This is a genomic window from Rhodococcus sp. NCIMB 12038 (genome assembly GCF_002165735.1).
Lineage (GTDB): Bacteria > Actinomycetota > Actinomycetes > Mycobacteriales > Mycobacteriaceae > Rhodococcus_F.
Window position 1 is genome coordinate 1 of sequence record NZ_NHML01000022.1, and the last position, 15,002, is coordinate 15,002.

Annotated in this window: 14 protein-coding genes and 1 pseudogene; 5 read left to right on the forward strand and 10 right to left on the reverse strand. The window is 63.9% G+C overall.

Annotated elements, in window-relative coordinates; translation table 11 throughout:
* Positions 1–151: pseudogene (locus tag CA951_RS28960) on the forward strand (3-hydroxyacyl-CoA dehydrogenase); the annotation flags it as partial.
* A gap of 70 nt (positions 152–221) precedes the next feature.
* Here the strand turns inward: CA951_RS28960 and CA951_RS28965 are convergent.
* The 4 genes from CA951_RS28965 to CA951_RS28980 form a co-directional block, all read right to left on the reverse strand.
* On the reverse strand, positions 222–635 hold the full coding sequence (locus tag CA951_RS28965; RefSeq protein WP_087560123.1) for a hypothetical protein: 414 nt from the start codon (positions 633–635) through the stop codon (positions 222–224).
* Positions 636–704: 69 nt separating this feature from the next.
* Positions 705–2,168, reverse strand: coding sequence for a pyruvate, phosphate dikinase (locus CA951_RS28970; RefSeq protein ID WP_087560124.1), 1,464 nt, complete (start codon positions 2,166–2,168; stop codon positions 705–707).
* Positions 2,169–2,215: 47 nt separating this feature from the next.
* Positions 2,216–2,860, reverse strand: a complete 645-nt coding sequence (locus tag CA951_RS28975) for a MarR family winged helix-turn-helix transcriptional regulator (RefSeq protein WP_087560125.1) — start codon at positions 2,858–2,860, stop codon at positions 2,216–2,218.
* A 139-nt stretch (positions 2,861–2,999) separates the two neighbouring features.
* Positions 3,000–4,124 carry a Gfo/Idh/MocA family protein gene (locus tag CA951_RS28980; RefSeq protein ID WP_087560126.1) on the reverse strand — a complete coding sequence of 375 codons (1,125 nt, stop codon included), beginning with the start codon at positions 4,122–4,124 and terminating at the stop codon, positions 3,000–3,002.
* Between the two features lie 209 nt (positions 4,125–4,333).
* On the opposite strand from CA951_RS28980, the gene CA951_RS28985 reads away from it, so the two are divergent.
* The 4 genes from CA951_RS28985 to CA951_RS29000 all read left to right on the forward strand — a co-directional run bounded on the left by CA951_RS28985 (position 4,334) and on the right by CA951_RS29000 (position 8,834).
* Positions 4,334–4,918, forward strand: a complete 585-nt coding sequence (locus CA951_RS28985; protein ID WP_256974129.1) for a nuclear transport factor 2 family protein — start codon at positions 4,334–4,336, stop codon at positions 4,916–4,918.
* Between the two features lie 31 nt (positions 4,919–4,949).
* On the forward strand, positions 4,950–5,672 hold the full coding sequence (locus CA951_RS28990) for a histidine phosphatase family protein (protein WP_087560253.1): 723 nt from the start codon (positions 4,950–4,952) through the stop codon (positions 5,670–5,672).
* A gap of 297 nt (positions 5,673–5,969) precedes the next feature.
* Positions 5,970–7,394 carry a wax ester/triacylglycerol synthase family O-acyltransferase gene (locus tag CA951_RS28995; RefSeq protein ID WP_087560128.1) on the forward strand — a complete coding sequence of 475 codons (1,425 nt, stop codon included), beginning with the start codon at positions 5,970–5,972 and terminating at the stop codon, positions 7,392–7,394.
* Positions 7,395–7,424: 30 nt separating this feature from the next.
* Positions 7,425–8,834, forward strand: a complete 1,410-nt coding sequence (locus CA951_RS29000; RefSeq protein ID WP_087560129.1) for a wax ester/triacylglycerol synthase family O-acyltransferase — start codon at positions 7,425–7,427, stop codon at positions 8,832–8,834.
* A 14-nt stretch (positions 8,835–8,848) separates the two neighbouring features.
* On the opposite strand, the gene CA951_RS29005 is transcribed toward CA951_RS29000, so the two are convergent.
* From CA951_RS29005 to CA951_RS29030, 6 genes are all read right to left on the reverse strand, one after another.
* Positions 8,849–9,934: an alpha/beta fold hydrolase gene (locus CA951_RS29005; protein ID WP_306300861.1), complete on the reverse strand. Its 1,086-nt coding sequence runs from the start codon at positions 9,932–9,934 to the stop codon at positions 8,849–8,851.
* On the reverse strand, positions 9,855–10,283 hold the full coding sequence (locus CA951_RS29010) for a MarR family winged helix-turn-helix transcriptional regulator (RefSeq protein WP_306300862.1): 429 nt from the start codon (positions 10,281–10,283) through the stop codon (positions 9,855–9,857). Before CA951_RS29010 ends, CA951_RS29005 begins: the two co-directional genes overlap by 80 nt.
* A 145-nt stretch (positions 10,284–10,428) precedes the next feature.
* A complete protein-coding gene (locus CA951_RS29015; protein WP_087560254.1) occupies positions 10,429–11,406 on the reverse strand; it encodes a nitronate monooxygenase family protein in 978 nt (325 codons plus the stop codon).
* A 41-nt stretch (positions 11,407–11,447) separates the two neighbouring features.
* The gene (locus CA951_RS29020; protein ID WP_087560132.1) at positions 11,448–12,317 is read right to left on the reverse strand and encodes a MaoC/PaaZ C-terminal domain-containing protein; all 870 of its coding nucleotides are present in this window, start codon (positions 12,315–12,317) and stop codon (positions 11,448–11,450) included.
* Positions 12,318–12,362: 45 nt separating this feature from the next.
* Positions 12,363–13,550, reverse strand: a complete 1,188-nt coding sequence (locus CA951_RS29025) for a CaiB/BaiF CoA-transferase family protein (protein WP_087560133.1) — start codon at positions 13,548–13,550, stop codon at positions 12,363–12,365.
* Positions 13,551–13,639: 89 nt separating this feature from the next.
* The gene (locus CA951_RS29030) at positions 13,640–14,869 is read right to left on the reverse strand and encodes an acetyl-CoA C-acetyltransferase (protein ID WP_087560134.1); all 1,230 of its coding nucleotides are present in this window, start codon (positions 14,867–14,869) and stop codon (positions 13,640–13,642) included.
* Positions 14,870–15,002 lie beyond the last annotated feature (133 nt).

Genomic DNA, 15,002 nt, shown 5'->3' on the forward strand with positions numbered 1-15,002 from the left:
CCGCAAGGGCCTCGAAGCCGGCGTCCCGTTCCCCTCCCGCCTCGGACAGCCCGCCGAATACGCACAACTCGCCCAGATGATCGTCGAACACGACTACCTCAACGGTGAGACCATTCGTATGGACGGCGCCCTGCGCATGGCGCCGCGGTAGGCGGCTCCGCCGCCCGTGCGCCTTTTTGGTAGCTGGAGCAACCAGAAAGGCGCACGGGGCGCGAAGCGCCCTAGGTCACCACCACATAGACCCCGGTCGCGGTGGCGACCACGCCGGCGGCACCGTCGACTCTGACTACCGCACTGGTGTGAAAGCGGTCGGCGACGATCTCGTCGATTATTGCTTCGATCGTGAGCTCTTCATGTGCATCGACCACTTCCTCGCGGTCGATCGAAAGATGTTCGGCAGAAATTGTTTTCGACAGGAGACAGCCGAGCGTCGCCATCGACTCGTCAAGGATCGCGGAAATCAGGCCGAACGGGACCGCGCTGGAGCAACGCAATCTAGATGTCGCCGGCACGAATGAGGTCTGCACGCTGAGTCCGGGGCCGGAGACGTAGCGGAGATCCAGCCCGATCGGATTGTCGGTGCCACATCCGAAGCAACCGTCACCGTGGCCGGCGCTCGCGCCGGAGATCGGCACAGCAGGGTGGTTCCGCTCGGAATTCGCACGGAACCACCCTTGACCGAACGAGCGAGCAGACATCTTTAACTAGTGCGCTGCCGCGAGGATCTTGTTGAGCGGGTTGTCATTTCCCGTTTCGCTGGCGGCGAGCCACTGGGTGACTACCTGCAGATCGGGGTGCGTGTCCTTCGACGGGATCTCTACTTCGAGAAATCCGTCGAGAATCTCGCCCGAGGTGGCGTCGACCGTGACGTTCCGGCCTACCAGGTCCATGAGCGAGCCTTCACCGCAGCCGACGACACAGGCCCGGTTGAATTCGCGGCTGACCACGGCGGCATGGGAGGTGGCGCCACCGATCTCCGTGATGATTGCCTTGGCGGCGAGGATTCCATGGACGTCGTCCGGATCGGTTGTCGGGCGCGCGAGGATGACGTCGATTCCCTGCTCTGCCATCTCCTCCGCCTCGTCGGCGGTGCCGACGACGATGCCGGTGACCACCCCTGGACATGCGACTTCGCCGCGAGCGAGGACTGTCGCACCGATACGAGCGGTGGGCGAGAGATGCGGGCGGAGGAACGCGCTCAGTTGGTCGGGACTGATCATGGACAGTGCCCCCTCCGGCGTGACGATACCTTCCTTCTCGAAGGTGACGGCATGGTGCACGGCCGCGCACGCCGAGCGCTTTGCCGACCGCGTTTGCAGCAGCCACAGGTGCCCGGACTCGACGGTGAACTCGATGTCCTGCACGTCGCAGAACGTGCGTTCCAACAGCGACGCCGAATCCATCAATTGCCTGTGGACATCCGGCATGCTTTCGGCGAGGTGACCGAGGGTCAGGGGTGTACAACGGCCGGACACGACGTCCTCACCTTGCCCACGGGGGAGCCATTCACCCAGCGGTGCCGACTGAGCGGTGACGGGGTCACGCGTGAACAACACACCAGTTCCCGAATGGTCGTCCAGGTTCCCGAAGACCATGGCCTGGACCGTCACGGCGGTGCCCCCGTCGTCGGAGATGCCGTGGTGGCGGCGATACGCCACCGCTCTCGGGGAGTGCCAGGAATCGAACACGGCGGCAACCGCGGCCTCGAGTTGGTCCCAGGGTTCCGGGGACGGGTCGCTTCCGACGACCTTACGGAACTGCTCCTTGAAACGGCGGTGGGTATCGGCCGCATACTCCGCATCGGAGGTCTCCTCGCGGAGCGCCGTTTCGACGCTGTCGTTGATGCCGAGGTTGAGAACCGTATCCATCATCCCCGGCATGCTGCGTGGCGCACCGGAGCGAACAGAGACGAGCAACGGCTTGTTCGTCGCCCCGAAGGTACGTCCGAGCGTACTTTCGAGACATGCGATACCGCTCCTCAGCTCTGCCAGTACGTCCTCGGCGAGTTTCCGATCCGAGGCGTAGTACCGAGTGCATTCGTCGGTTCCGAGTACGAACGCCGGCGGAACAGGGAGACCGAGGGTGAGCATCGAGTTGATGCTGAACGCTTTCCCCCCGATGAGCTCGCGCGTCGCATCCGGGCACTGCCCAAGGCGCAAGACGGTCATCTTTCGTCCTTCCTGACTAACTTTTGGGCCATACGGGATGGCGGGTTTCAGACTGCGCGGCCGGCGGCGGCTTCGGACGCGCGGTCTCTGCCGAGCAATCCGATCAGTTCTTCGTGCAGCTCGAACCACACTGTGTGGTAGCTGTCGGCGATCGGTCGTGCAATGAACGTGTGGTCACCGCTGCGAACCTGGTCGAGCGCGGTGTCGAAACGTGCGGTGTAGTGAGCTAGGCGCTGATTGAGCTCCGCAAGCCTTCCCAGCCAGGGCAGGAAGGACTCGTGAAGCGTGGTCAGCCGGCTCACGATCGCCGAGTCGTAGTCGGCGTCGGTGTGATCGTTGGGGGTATTCGCGTCCTTCATCTGCCAGTCGGTGATGAGGACCTTCAAGTCGTTGTTGTAGGGGTCGAACTCCTCGTAGAGGTTTTCCAGGCGCGCCTGGTCGACCGACGCTCGCTCGGCGGCGGTCAGTTCCGCGAGCCGCTCCTTGCCGGCGGGTGTCACCTTCACGTACTGCCCCGATCGGGTGCAGCGTTCGGCGGCGACGGCATCCTCCACGAGCCGCTCGACCGTCGATTCATCGATCCCGGTAGCGGACGCGAGTGCATTGGGCGTCGCACGCCCTTTCAGGCGAAGTGTCTGCAGCAGGCTCAGTTCCTGCGACGTGCCTTCGTGGTTCGAACTTCCGGTGCTCATCGATTCTGCCCTCGTGCTCGGTGTACTTGGCTTACTCGACACATTAATTGTCGGCTCTTAGAGTAAAACCGATCGTACAGCACTGTGCAACAGATCACTACCGGCGATCTGCGGCAGGTCGGGACCTCGGACTTCGCACTCACCGCTCGCCGACAGAATCCGCACCCAGGGTTTTCCCCTGGATACGGTCGAGCAGACGGTGGCGACGACCCGCGTGCTCGAACGTGGGTGCGACGGCAGTTCCGGTCAGCAAGTCGTCGCGGATCTGGGCGTATGCATTCGCAACGTTGTACGCCCGGGGCGCGTCGCCGAATTGATCGCTCGATGCCAGTTCGTAGCGGCGAGGCGGGGTCATTGCGGCCAGCGCGTCACCCGAACGGGCTCCGCGTAACTCCACGACGGCCAGCTGCAGGTGCCCCGAGTTTCCGGTCAGCACGAGGTCGCCGGCGGTGCCGTTGATCTCCCAGAGCAAGTTCGTGCCCGCGGACATTCCGCCGCGGAAGTGCATGGATGCGACAGCACCGCTGTCCAGGGCACCCGTGACCGCAATCTGGTCCTCGGCAGTCATCGGTAGCGTTGTTCCGGATTCGCCGTTCATGACCTGCTGTCGGCGTATCGCTGTCGTGACCGCGAGATCCGCGAACTCCCCCAACACCATCGTGAGGGCATCGACGGTGTGACCGAACGGGATGGTCAGCATCGTCGCGCCGTTGTCACGATCGAGGGTGTACGCGTTTCGGGCATCGATGCTCGCCCCCCAACTACCTCCCGAACCTATGACGCTGGTCGACAGAACCTCTCCGACGAAACCGTCGGCGACCAGATCGCGCATGTACCGGATCGTGGGGGCGGAGCGCGCTTGAAGCCCGACGAAGCCCGGCAGTCCACGACTGCGTGCTGCGTCCGCGAGTTGCTCGGTCTCGCCCAGCCCATTGCCCAGGGGCCATTCGCAGAGGACCGCCTTGCCGGCGCCGAGGGCCGTCATGACGAGGTCGCGATGCTCGGGAACCTTCACCGTGACAACGATGAGGTCGATCTCCTCGCATTCCGCAAGTTGCTGTACGTCGTCGAACGCGAGAGCGACCCCGAACTTGTCGCCTGCCGCCTTCGCCGTGGCGGCACTGCTGGAAGCCAGACCACGCAACTCGTAACCAGGGAGCCGCGAAAGCGCAGGTACGTGCGCGTTGGCGGCCCACCCTCCCGATGCACTGAGTCCCACGATGCCGACTCCGAGCGAACCGTGATCACTGATAGGAAATCCCATACCGATATCCACTCCTATTCGAGACAGTCTGTCGTTGGCGTGATGCCGCCTCCTTGCCCCGGAGCTGTCGCATTTCGGCCGCCGGGTACCTGCAAATGCGGGAGACGCAGCACCGCCGCACTCCCAATACTATCTATCTGTTGATTATTGATAGCAAGAGTGATTGGCTGTCAGCGACGTACCGATGACGAGCAAGTTTGGAGACATCGTTGACCGACCTCACATCCACAGTGGAACTTCTCGCGGCCGAACGTGACATCGACCGGGCATTGAAGATGTATTGCCGCGGCATCGACCGGCGCGACGCCGAGCTCGTCCGCTCCGTCTACCACGACGACGCGATCGACGACCACGGCGGAGCATTCCTCGGTGGACCCGACGCGTACGTGGAGTGGGTGATGGAGCATCTCCTGCACTTCGTCAGCTCGATGCATACGCTGCACAACACTGTGATCGATGTCGACGGTGACGTCGCCCGCGTCGAAAGTTACTGCGTGGCCCACCACGTGCGTCGCGCCGACGGCGACGAGTTGACCATGGACGTCTTCGGGTGTCGCTACATCGACCGGTTCGAGAACCGGCCGGGGGCAGGGTGGAGGGTCGCGCACCGCATCGTCGTTCGCGAGTGGCGTCTCCGCCAGCCGATGCTCCCGGAGGCCGAGCAGCCACGCGGTTTCGCCCGGTCGCGGCGTGATCGCACCGACCTCAGCTACATGGACCGGCTTCCCGCACGGGGAGACGATTCCGACGCGGAAACGCTCTCACCCTGGTGGCTGCCGTCCGATCTTGCCTGAGCCTACTGTCGCCCGAGGAGTGGATCCGTTCATGAACGAAGTCGAACATCCGACCCCGTCACCCGACTCCGCGCCGTCGACGCGCGATCGGATACATCGAGCACTGCTCATCGAGGGACCGCGCACGGAGGTGGTCCTCGTGCGGCATGCCCAACAGACTTCACCTCCCAGGAGCGCGCCTCGCGCAGTGCATTTGGATCCTCCACTCTCCGATCTCGGCCGGACCCAGGCGGATGCGGTGGCGGCGTACCTCGAGCCCGAGCCGTTTGCCGCCATCTATTGCAGCGATCTCGAGCGAGCGCACGAGACTGCCCGACGAGTTGCACAACTCAGGTCACAACCCTCCGATCCTGTTGTGGTCGAGGGGTTGCGAGAAATCGATGTGTTCGGTTTCGGTGACGAGTCGCGCGCAGATCCAACGCCCGAACAGCTCGCAGCTGCGAGCGACGAATTCCTTCGGACACGACGCTGGGAGGCTTTTCCTCACAGCGAACGCAGCGACGATTTCCGCGCACGGGTGTACCGCGAGATCGAAAAGCTGGCAATCCGCCATGCCGGAGAGCGATTCGCCGTCGTCGCCCACGGAGGTGTCATCAGCGCGTTCCTGGCTTCGATATTCGAGATTCGTGAAGACATGTTCTTCTACTCGGCCCACACCGCGGTCACCCGCGTATTCCACGGTGACGAACGGTGGGCAATGCACACCGTCAACGAGCTCGGCCACCTGCGGCCCGGCGACCTCGTAACCTATTAGTACTGCAACGGCACCTATGGGGCCGCGCCCCCGGGTTCGATCGATCGTGGCAGGTGCGGTGACGGCGTCGCGCACAGGCGATTGGCCACCGACCGAGCGAGACCGCAGCATCGCATACACCGCCCATACCCTTGCTTACTTGCGCATTCGCGATTACTCTAGCAATAGAGCATATGCAAGAAAAGTTAATTTGCTGCCGCGCCGCTCATTCGACGACCTCCGCGTGCCCACCCGACTCTATGTTCGATAGCTATATAGTCCGTTTCCAGACTATCCGCGCACGCAGCAGGAGGCCTCGTGCAACAACTGTCCGGCCTCGACAACGCCTTTCTCGTCATGGAGAAAGAGAACGTCCAGGGACACGGTGGCGGAATCTGCATTCTGGAGTCGCTCCCCGGTCGCGAGCCCCTCACCCTGGACCGGCTCGTAGCGACTGTTGAAGAACGGCTACACCTTGTTCCGCTTTTTCGGCTGCGTTTACGGACAGTGCCATTCGGGCTCGATCTCCCGTACTGGGTCGAGACCACGCGCATTGACCTCACCAGGCACATCACCGAGACCTTCTTGACCCAAGGCGGGACAGAGCGAGAACTTGCCGGGCTCGTTGCCGAATTGCACACCGAGCATCTCGATCGCGATATGCCGCTGTGGGAACTTCACCTCGTGCACGGACTCGACGACGGCCGGCAGGCGCTCTATCTCAAAGTGCACCATGCCGCTATCGACGGAGTATCCGGCAACGACCTGATGACAGCGTTGCTGGACCTCAGTCCCGACGGCCGACCGTCCGGATTGCTGCAGAAACCACCACCCCTAGCCGAGCCAGGCACGCCTCGGGTACTGGTCGGCTCGGTTGCAACCCTGATCGGCCACCCCCGTCGCGCACTCCGCCTCGGACTCGCCGCCGGGCGATCGGGTCCTGCGTTGCTCGGCAGCATCGCGCGGCGGCTGCCGATTGTCGATCGGCTGATTCCCGGCAGTCGCTCGGAGAACGAAGCCGGGCGCGCCCCGGACACACCGTTCAATCGCACAATCGGCCCTCGCAGAAACCTCGTTCTGCGATCGGTTTCGTTCGCGACCGTGCGAGATTTGAAGCGCGCGATGGATATAACTGTCAACGATGTCCTCATGGCGATGGCCGCGGGTGCGTTGCGACGCTGGCTCGACGACCAGAATGCGCTACCACGTGAGCCTTTGATCGCAGCGGTGCCGGTGTCCACTCGGAACGCGGGCGACTCACAGGGCCCGGGCAACAAGCTGACAATGCTCTTTGCTCCGCTACCGACGGACCGCGTCGAGCCCGTCGGACGCGCACGGGCGGTGCACGAAGCCATGCTCGATGCAAAACAGTTCTACGGGGCACTACCGGCCGACTTGCTAGCTGATGTAACACAATTCGCCATGCCCAGCCTGGCGGGGCTCGCCTTCCGGATCAGCGCCAAGCTGCGGGTCCTCGAGCGGGTCAAGCTCTTCAATCTCATCATTTCCAACGTCCCGGGTCCGATGGATTCGCTCTACATCGGCGGATCTCGGATGCTGGCCTACTACCCGGTGTCCCAGATCGTCGACGGCCAAGGACTCAACATCACGATGCTCAGCTATGCCGGACGCATCCACATCGGGGTGCTCGGCGACCCTGATCTCGCACCTGACCTCGACCGGCTCGCCGACTACCTGGTCGATGAACTCGACGATCTCTGCGCCGCAATTGAAACGGCGTAGCACACCCCGAGGATTTGGAGAGGCTGAACTATGACCGCAGCAGCGGCTGATCGAATGTCGTCATTGGACGCGTTCTTCTTCTACACCGAAGAGGACGGTGTCAACCATATGCATGTCGGCGGATTCGCGTTGGTGGAAGGAGCGGCTCCAACGGCGATCGAAGTGGCGCAAGCACTTCTGCCAAAACTGGACCGCATTCCGCGCTACCGCCAGATCGCACAGCCTGTGCCGCTGCACCTCGGCAGGCCTGTATGGGTCGACGCGTCACAGTTCGACGTGACCCGGCATGTGCGGTCCACCGTTCTGCCCGAATCGTCTCGTGCCGCGTTGCGAACGGAGCTGGAAACGTTTATTTCCCAACCGCTGGAGCGCACTCGCCCCCTCTGGGAACTCCTGCTGATCGACGCCGTCGATGCGGACCACTGGTGCATAGCCTGGAAGATTCATCACAGCATGGTGGACGGAGTGTCGGGAACCGAGCTGTTGACGATCCTGTTCGACAGCGCACCTTCGCCGAGCTCGCCGCCCACCGTCCTCCGTGCTCAGGAGCCCAGAAAGCTTGCCTCCAAGCAAGCGATCGTCCTTTCCTCGGTCACCGATCTCGTCCTGGGCGCCAGCCGCACGGTTCATTCGATTCGCCCCGCGACCGCACGCAAGTTGAGCCGAGTCGGCCAGGCGTACCTCGGGTTGGTCAAGCAGACCATCTTTCCAGATCTGCACAGTCCGCTGGTCGGGAATATCGGGCCCGAACGATCTTACGACTACTGCGTGGTGCCGTTCGCAGACATCAAGGAGATTCGAGCCGGACTGGGTGGCACGGTCAATGATGTCGTACTCACCGCGGTTCTGAAGGGATTCTCCGCGGTGTTGACAGCGCACGGCACCAATGTTTCCGGCAAGAGCTTGCAAGCAATGGTGCCGGTGGCGTTGCGACCTCGCGACGCACAAGGCCGGCCGCTCGGCGACGGCACCATGGAGACCAAGGCGTCGGCGCTGATAGCCAAGCTCCCGCTCGACATCGATGATCCTGCCCGGCGACTGCGGACAGTCGCCGAACGCTTGTCCGCTCTGAAGGACACGACGCAGTCCGAAGCGATAACCGCCATCAACGAGATGACGGCGCTCCTGCCGGGGACGGTCACTTCTGTCGCCCTCCGAGCCTTCAGCAAGGTTCCGCAACGGTCGTTGCACACAACCGTGACCAATGTGCCCGGACCCACCATGACGTTGTACGTTCTAGGCCGCCGAATAACGACCATCGGCAACTACGCGCCGCCGTTCCCAATTGGCGCGCGCACGTCGGTCACCGTGTACTCGTACGAAGGACAGCTTGTTTTCGGAATCACTGGCGACAAAGCCTCGATCCCGGATGTCGATGTGATTGCCACCGGTATCCGGCGGGGAATCGACGAGCTTCTCGCGGTGTCGCGCGGGCAGTGACGGCTCGAGGCGAATCAGCCCGCGCGATCTGCGAGAGCAGCGACGTCGCGGGCGATTTCGGGCCACAGGGCGGCCGGAAGGTCGTGACCCATACCGCGATGCACAACGAGGCGAGCATTGCGAACCGCCCGAGCGGTCGCACGACCGCCGACAGGCCGGATGAGCGGGTCGTCCGCACCGTGCACGACCAGAGTCGGCGACTCCACGCTCCGTAGGGCGCGAAGTCGACTCCCCGATGCAAGCACCGCCCCGAGCTGGCGCCGACCGCCGTCAGGATTGTGCCCCCTGGCGAATGCGCTGTGCGCATAGTCGCGTAGCCAGGGTTCGTCGATCGGATACCGCGGCGAGCCGATGATCCGCGATTGCCACACGAGACGGTCGGCTACCTCCTCGGCGGTCCTTCCAGGCCGCAACGTCAGCACCCGCCGTGCCCGCAGAGTCGGCTGACCAATGTGCGGTGCCGGCGTCGACGAGATCGACACCAGCGACTTGACTCGATGCGGATATCGGATCGCCATAGTCTGCGCAATCATTCCGCCCATCGACACACCCATCACGGTGGCCCGTTCCCAGCCCGCCGCATCCAGCACCGCAACGGTATCCGCCGCCATATCCGACAACCGATACGGCGCGACAAGCTTCGGCGCGCCGAGCAACAGCCCGAGCGGAGGGACCGGCAGCCAGTCGAGGTGAGTCGACTGACCGCAATCACGGTTGTCGAAGCGCAGGACATCGAACCCGTTGCGTTCGAGTTCGTCACAGAGTCCCGCGGGCCAAAAGTGCCGTTGAACACTGAAACCCATTATCAACAGAAGTGGTTCACCGCGCCTCGAGTTGTAGCGCTCGTAAGCGAGCTCGACATCACCGTTGGCTGCGCGAGCTGGTACGTGAGGCATGAGTGTCCTTCTTCGACTGAAACCGGGGCCACGGCGCCGACGCACCAGGACCGCACCTGCCACGATCGAACCCGGAACACGGCCCATAAGTGCCGTTGCAGTATCAGACCGTTCGGTGACGGTCTCAGTGCGACCTGTCGAGGTCGCCGGCCGTCCGGCGTACAGGAGCCAATAGTTCGACGAGAACCCGGGCCGTGTCGGCATCCAGACCAGGCATACCGAAACCACAGCGACCGAGCATCTCCGTCGCCGAATCGACGACCGCCTTGCCTTGCTCGGTAATGGTGACGCACGTGGCTCGCCGATCGCGAGGATGCGCGTGCCGGTAGAGCAGTCCACGCGCTTCCAGGCGATCGGTAGCAATCGTCACCGTGGTCGCGTGCACGAGCAGGTGCCACGCCACACGGCTCAGCAACCTGGTCCCCTCGTCGCTCATTTGTAGCGTCTTGAGCATCAGGTAGTCCGTCAGATTCATCTCGAAATGCTTTTTCAACTCATGTTCGAGAACCGACGTCATGTGTTGCTGAAGACGCATGAGTGACCGCATCGCCATGAACATGATTGTGGTCGCGCCCTCGGGATGCTCCCGCGCGAAGGTCAACCAGTCGACCGACTCCGGCTGCGCGGGAACAGCCGGAGTCAGAGTCTCCGCTGCAACGTCGGGGTTGTGGTCCGCAGCCATTGCCGTCTCCCCGCTGCTAGTTCGTCATCGAACGGAGACGGTCCGCGAGAACTTCGCCGGCATCCGAGATGATCCGGTCGACGACCTCCGCGCACGATGCAACCTCGTGGATGAGCCCCTGCGCCTGACCTGCCCACCACATACCGTCTTCGACGAGGCCGTTCTCGAGGACCTGCGATCGCCCCCGCTTACCCGAGGCAAGGTGTGCGACGTCCTCGAAGGACGCACCGGGCCTCCGCGAGATCTCCACGATCTGCTCGGAGATCTCGTTACGCGCGACACGAGCCGTGTTCCTGAACTCGCGGAACACCACGACAGTCGATCGTTCGTCGTTGGCGACGATCTGCTGCTTGACATTCTCGTGCACGGGCGCCTCGTCGGTGGCGACGAACCGGGTACCCATGTTGATGGCGGAGGCCCCCAGGGCAAGTGCTGCAATCAGACCGGCACCGGTGGCGAACCCGCCGCTGGCGACAATCGGGATGGAGAGGGCGCGGGCGGCCGCCGGAATCAAGATCAGACCGGGAATGTCGTCGTCACCGGGGTGGCCGGCGCATTCGAAGCCGTCGATACTGACGGCGTCGACACCCAAGGCTTGTGCCTTCACAGCGTGCCGCACCGCGACCGCCTTGTGGATGACCTTCACCCCGGCCGATTTGAAGGCGGGCAGGTGCGGCGCCGGGTTGCTGCCTGCGGTCTCGACGATCTTGACACCGCTGTCGATGATCACGTCGCGGTACTCGTCGTACGGAACCGGGTCGATGGTCGGCAGAATTGTCAGATTGACCCCGAAGGGCCGGTCGGTCATCTCCCGGCAGCGTGCGATTTCCTTCGCCAGGTCTTCCGGTGTGGGTTGCGTCAGCGCCGTGAGAAAACCGAGCGCTCCCGCATTCGCGACGGCCGAGATCAACTCCGCCGTACCGACAGCGGTCATACCGCCGCAGACGATCGGGTGTTCGATACCGAAGGTGGTGGTGAAGTCGGTGGTGAACATGCACATCCTCAATACTCGGGCTCAGGGATCGGGATCGGCGGTCAGCCGGTGTACTCGGCGCGACCGTCGTCGAGGACGACGCGCTGGTTGGTCCCGTCCGGTCCGGCAGCCTCGGTACGGAACACCGCGACACCGGGCTCCGTCGTCCACATCGAGGTTGTCAGTGTCTCGCCGGGAAAGACCGGAGACGTGAACCTCGCACCAATTGCGGTAATGCTCTGCGCCTTACCGTTGCCCAACGCGGTGACGAGGGCACGGCCCGCGACACCGTAGGTGCACAGTCCGTGCAGAATGGGCCGGGGAAAGCCCGCCTTCTCCGTCGCGAACCAGGGGTCGCTGTGCAGCGGGTTCCGATCTCCCGACAACCGGTACAGCAGGGCCTGGTCTTCGCGGGTGGGCAGGCTGATTCGTGCGTCCGGTGCGCGGTCGGGGATCACGACGGCGTCGGCGCGCGTTCCCGGTTCCCCGCCGAACCCGCCGGCGCCGCGGATGATCAGCGTGGTGCGGGTTTCCACCACCGCGGTACCCGTCTCCGGATCGGTCCCCCGGGCGAGCAGAACGATGACGGCGTTCTTTCCTTCGCCTTTGTCCTGGATGTCGGCAACTTCGGATACCACCTCGAGGCTACCGGCCGCCGGCAACGGCGCGAACAGTCTGATTTCCTGCGATCCGTGAAGGAGCTTGCCCCAGTTGATCTTCCCCACCCTCGACAGTGCACCGAACCCGGCACACGCGATGACGGCGTAGGTGGGAAGAACCTGCTGTGCGACACCGCTGCTGTTCTCTGTGGTGAAGGACAGATCGTCCGTCCCTGCTCCCACACCGAGGGCGTAGAGCAGGGTGTCCCGATCGGTCCAGGTGAACAGTTTCGGTTCAGTGACCGCACCGATGGCTGCGGGGTTGATCGACATCGTTTGCTTCCTGTCTGTCTCGTGCGCCGGAGCGCACGCGGGGTATCAGTTCGGCGCCGGCTCGTAGGTGTTTCCGGCGATGCCGCGGGCAATCAACTCCTGACCGCCCTCCAGCCCCCAGTCCGTCAACACCTCGAGCGTGTGTTCGCCCAACGTGGCAGGCGGACGCTGCACGGCACCTGGGGTTCGGTCGAATCGTGGTGCGGGTGCCGGTTGCCGTACACCGGCGATGTCCACGAAGGTCTGGCGTTCGCGCAGGTGCGGGTGCTCTGCGGCCTCGCCGAGAGTGAGCACCGGGGCGACACAGGCGTCGGTGCACTCGAAGACGGCAGTCCACTCGGCCTGGGTCTTGCTGCGGAAACGTTCTGCGATGTGCTTTCGCAATTCAGGCCAACCGTCGCTTTTCGGACGTCGGGCGAATTGTTCGGGAAGCCCGAGAAGCGTGACGAACTGGCCGTAGAACTTCGACTCGAGTGCGCCGACAGTCATCCATCGACCGTCGGACGTCTCGTACACGTCGTACCAGGGGCGGCCGGTGTCGAGAAGGTTGACTCCTCGCTCGTCCTTCCAGCTCCCCGCATGGAGCATGCCGTGCAGCATCGTCGTGAGTGAGGCGGCACCGTCGACAATGGCAGCATCGACGACCTGACCGCGACCGGAGCTTCGCGATTCCCAGAGTGCGGCGAGCACGCCCATGACGAGATAGGTCGATCCGGCTCCGAAATCGCCGAGCATGTTGACGGGCACCGCGGGCGGCTCGCCGGCGCGGCCGATCGCATTCAGCGCACCGGTCAGGGCCACGTAGTTGATGTCGTGGCCCGCCATCTGCGCCCACGGTCCGGATTGCCCCCACCCTGTCATCCGTCCGTAGACGATGCGCGGGTTGCGGGCAAGGCAGTCTTCGGGCCCGACGCCGAGACGTTCGGCGACCCCCGGACGATAGCCCTCGATGAGGACGTCGGCTTGCTCGACCAGTTGCAGCAGGACCGCGACGGACTCCTCCCGACGAAGATCGAGGACAACGGAACGCCTGCCTCGCTGGAGCACGTCGGTTGCCCCGAGACCGCTCTCGGGTCCGGGCCGATCCACTCGGACGACGTCGGCGCCCATGTCGGACAACAGCATCGCGGCGAAGGGACCGGGACCGATTCCCCCGAGTTCCAGAACCTTCAGACCTGTCAGAGGTCCGCCGGAGGGCGTGCCGTCTTCCGAGATATGCGCTTGGTCAGGCACTCGCGATCAACTCCGTGTGTCAGGTTTGGCCGTATCACCGATATTCTTTCAACAGATTATCTAACAATAGAGCTTTTGGTCAACGGCCCTCAGAGACGCTCGATGATCGTCGCCGTGGCCATGCCACCTCCGGTACACATGGTGACGAGCGCGGTGGCGAGGTCGCGGCGTTCCAACTCGTCGAGAACCGTCTGGAAGAGCATCGGCCCGGTGCCCCCGATCGGATGCCCCAAGGCAATCGCTCCGCCGTTGACGTTGACGCGGTCCGGGTCGATCTTCAGGTCGCGCATCACCTTCAGCGGAACTGCGGCGAAGGCTTCGTTGATCTCCCACAGATCGATGTCCTGAACCGACATCCCCGCCTGCTCGAGGCAGCGCTCGGACGCCGGTCCCGGTGCAGTCAGCATGATGACCGGATCGGCTGCGGCCACCGCTGCCGATCGAACCGACGCGCGCGCCGTCAGTCCATGAGCCTTCGCGTAATCAGGAGCGGACAGCAACAGAGCACCTGCACCGTCGACGACTCCCGACGAATTGCCCGCATGATGCACATGGTTGACCGCATCGATCTCCGGGTAGGAATCGATGCACATCTGATCGAAGGAGATGCCTTCCGGTTCACGCACTTTGGACCCGCTGCGCGCGAACGACGGCTCCAGCGCGGCCAGCGATTCCATCGTGGTCTGCGGCCGAGGGTGCTCGTCGGCGTCGAGAAGAACCCGACCGGCCCCGTCTCGAACCGGAATCATGCTCCCCGCGAACCGCCCGTCGGCGATCGCCGCCGCCGCCTTCTGCTGACTCTGCAGGGCGAACTGGTCGACGTCCGCGCGGGAAAATCCCTCCACCGACGCGATCAGGTCGGCGGAGATTCCCTGCGGAACCAAGGCATGCTTCTGCAGGATCGCCGCGTTCCCGCCGTCGAGGCGACCGCTGGTCCGTCGTGGCTGGTACCGCGACATCGACTCCACTCCGCCGGCGACGACGAGCTTCTGCCACCCTGCGGCGATACCCGCGGCGCCGAACATCACCGCCTGCTGCCCCGAACCGCAGAATCTGTTGAGCGTCACTCCCGGCACCGTGACCGGCCAGCCGGCCGCGAGCACCGACAGCCGGCCGATGTCGTCACCGTGGTCGTCGCGCTGGTCGCCGTTGCCGATGATGACGTCGTCGACGTCCGCGGCCGCGATCCCGGTGCGCTCGGACAGAGCGGACAGGAGTTGCGCAACCAACTCCTGGGGGTGCACGTCGTGCAGTGCACCGCTCGGCTTCCCCTTACCCCGCGGTGTTCGAACGCCGTCGAGTATCCATGCCTGAGTCATCTTGTCGTGTCCTTGCTGCGAGTGACGTGTGATTCGGCAACCCATCCGTCCGCATGGTTGCTTGCCATGAAACTCTACTCATATACTATTTTCGTGTCGAGCTTTTGTGTGACGGCTCGGCCCCTACCGCTCA

What these genes read in the sequence shown, in the direction of transcription:
- CA951_RS28970 (WP_087560124.1), bottom strand. Translation starts at nt 2,168, where the DNA reads ATGACCGTCTTGCGCCTTGGGCAGTGCCCGGATGCGACGCGCGAGCTC.
- CA951_RS28975 (WP_087560125.1), bottom strand. Translation starts at nt 2,860, where the DNA reads ATGAGCACCGGAAGTTCGAACCACGAAGGCACGTCGCAGGAACTGAGC.
- CA951_RS28980 (WP_087560126.1), bottom strand. Translation starts at nt 4,124, where the DNA reads ATGGGATTTCCTATCAGTGATCACGGTTCGCTCGGAGTCGGCATCGTG.
- CA951_RS28990 (WP_087560253.1), top strand. Translation starts at nt 4,950, where the DNA reads ATGAACGAAGTCGAACATCCGACCCCGTCACCCGACTCCGCGCCGTCG.
- CA951_RS29000 (WP_087560129.1), top strand. Translation starts at nt 7,425, where the DNA reads ATGACCGCAGCAGCGGCTGATCGAATGTCGTCATTGGACGCGTTCTTC.
- CA951_RS29005 (WP_306300861.1), bottom strand. Translation starts at nt 9,934, where the DNA reads ATGCCGACACGGCCCGGGTTCTCGTCGAACTATTGGCTCCTGTACGCC.
- CA951_RS29010 (WP_306300862.1), bottom strand. Translation starts at nt 10,283, where the DNA reads ATGGCGATGCGGTCACTCATGCGTCTTCAGCAACACATGACGTCGGTT.
- CA951_RS29015 (WP_087560254.1), bottom strand. Translation starts at nt 11,406, where the DNA reads ATGTTCACCACCGACTTCACCACCACCTTCGGTATCGAACACCCGATC.
- CA951_RS29020 (WP_087560132.1), bottom strand. Translation starts at nt 12,317, where the DNA reads ATGTCGATCAACCCCGCAGCCATCGGTGCGGTCACTGAACCGAAACTG.
- CA951_RS29030 (WP_087560134.1), bottom strand. Translation starts at nt 14,869, where the DNA reads ATGACTCAGGCATGGATACTCGACGGCGTTCGAACACCGCGGGGTAAG.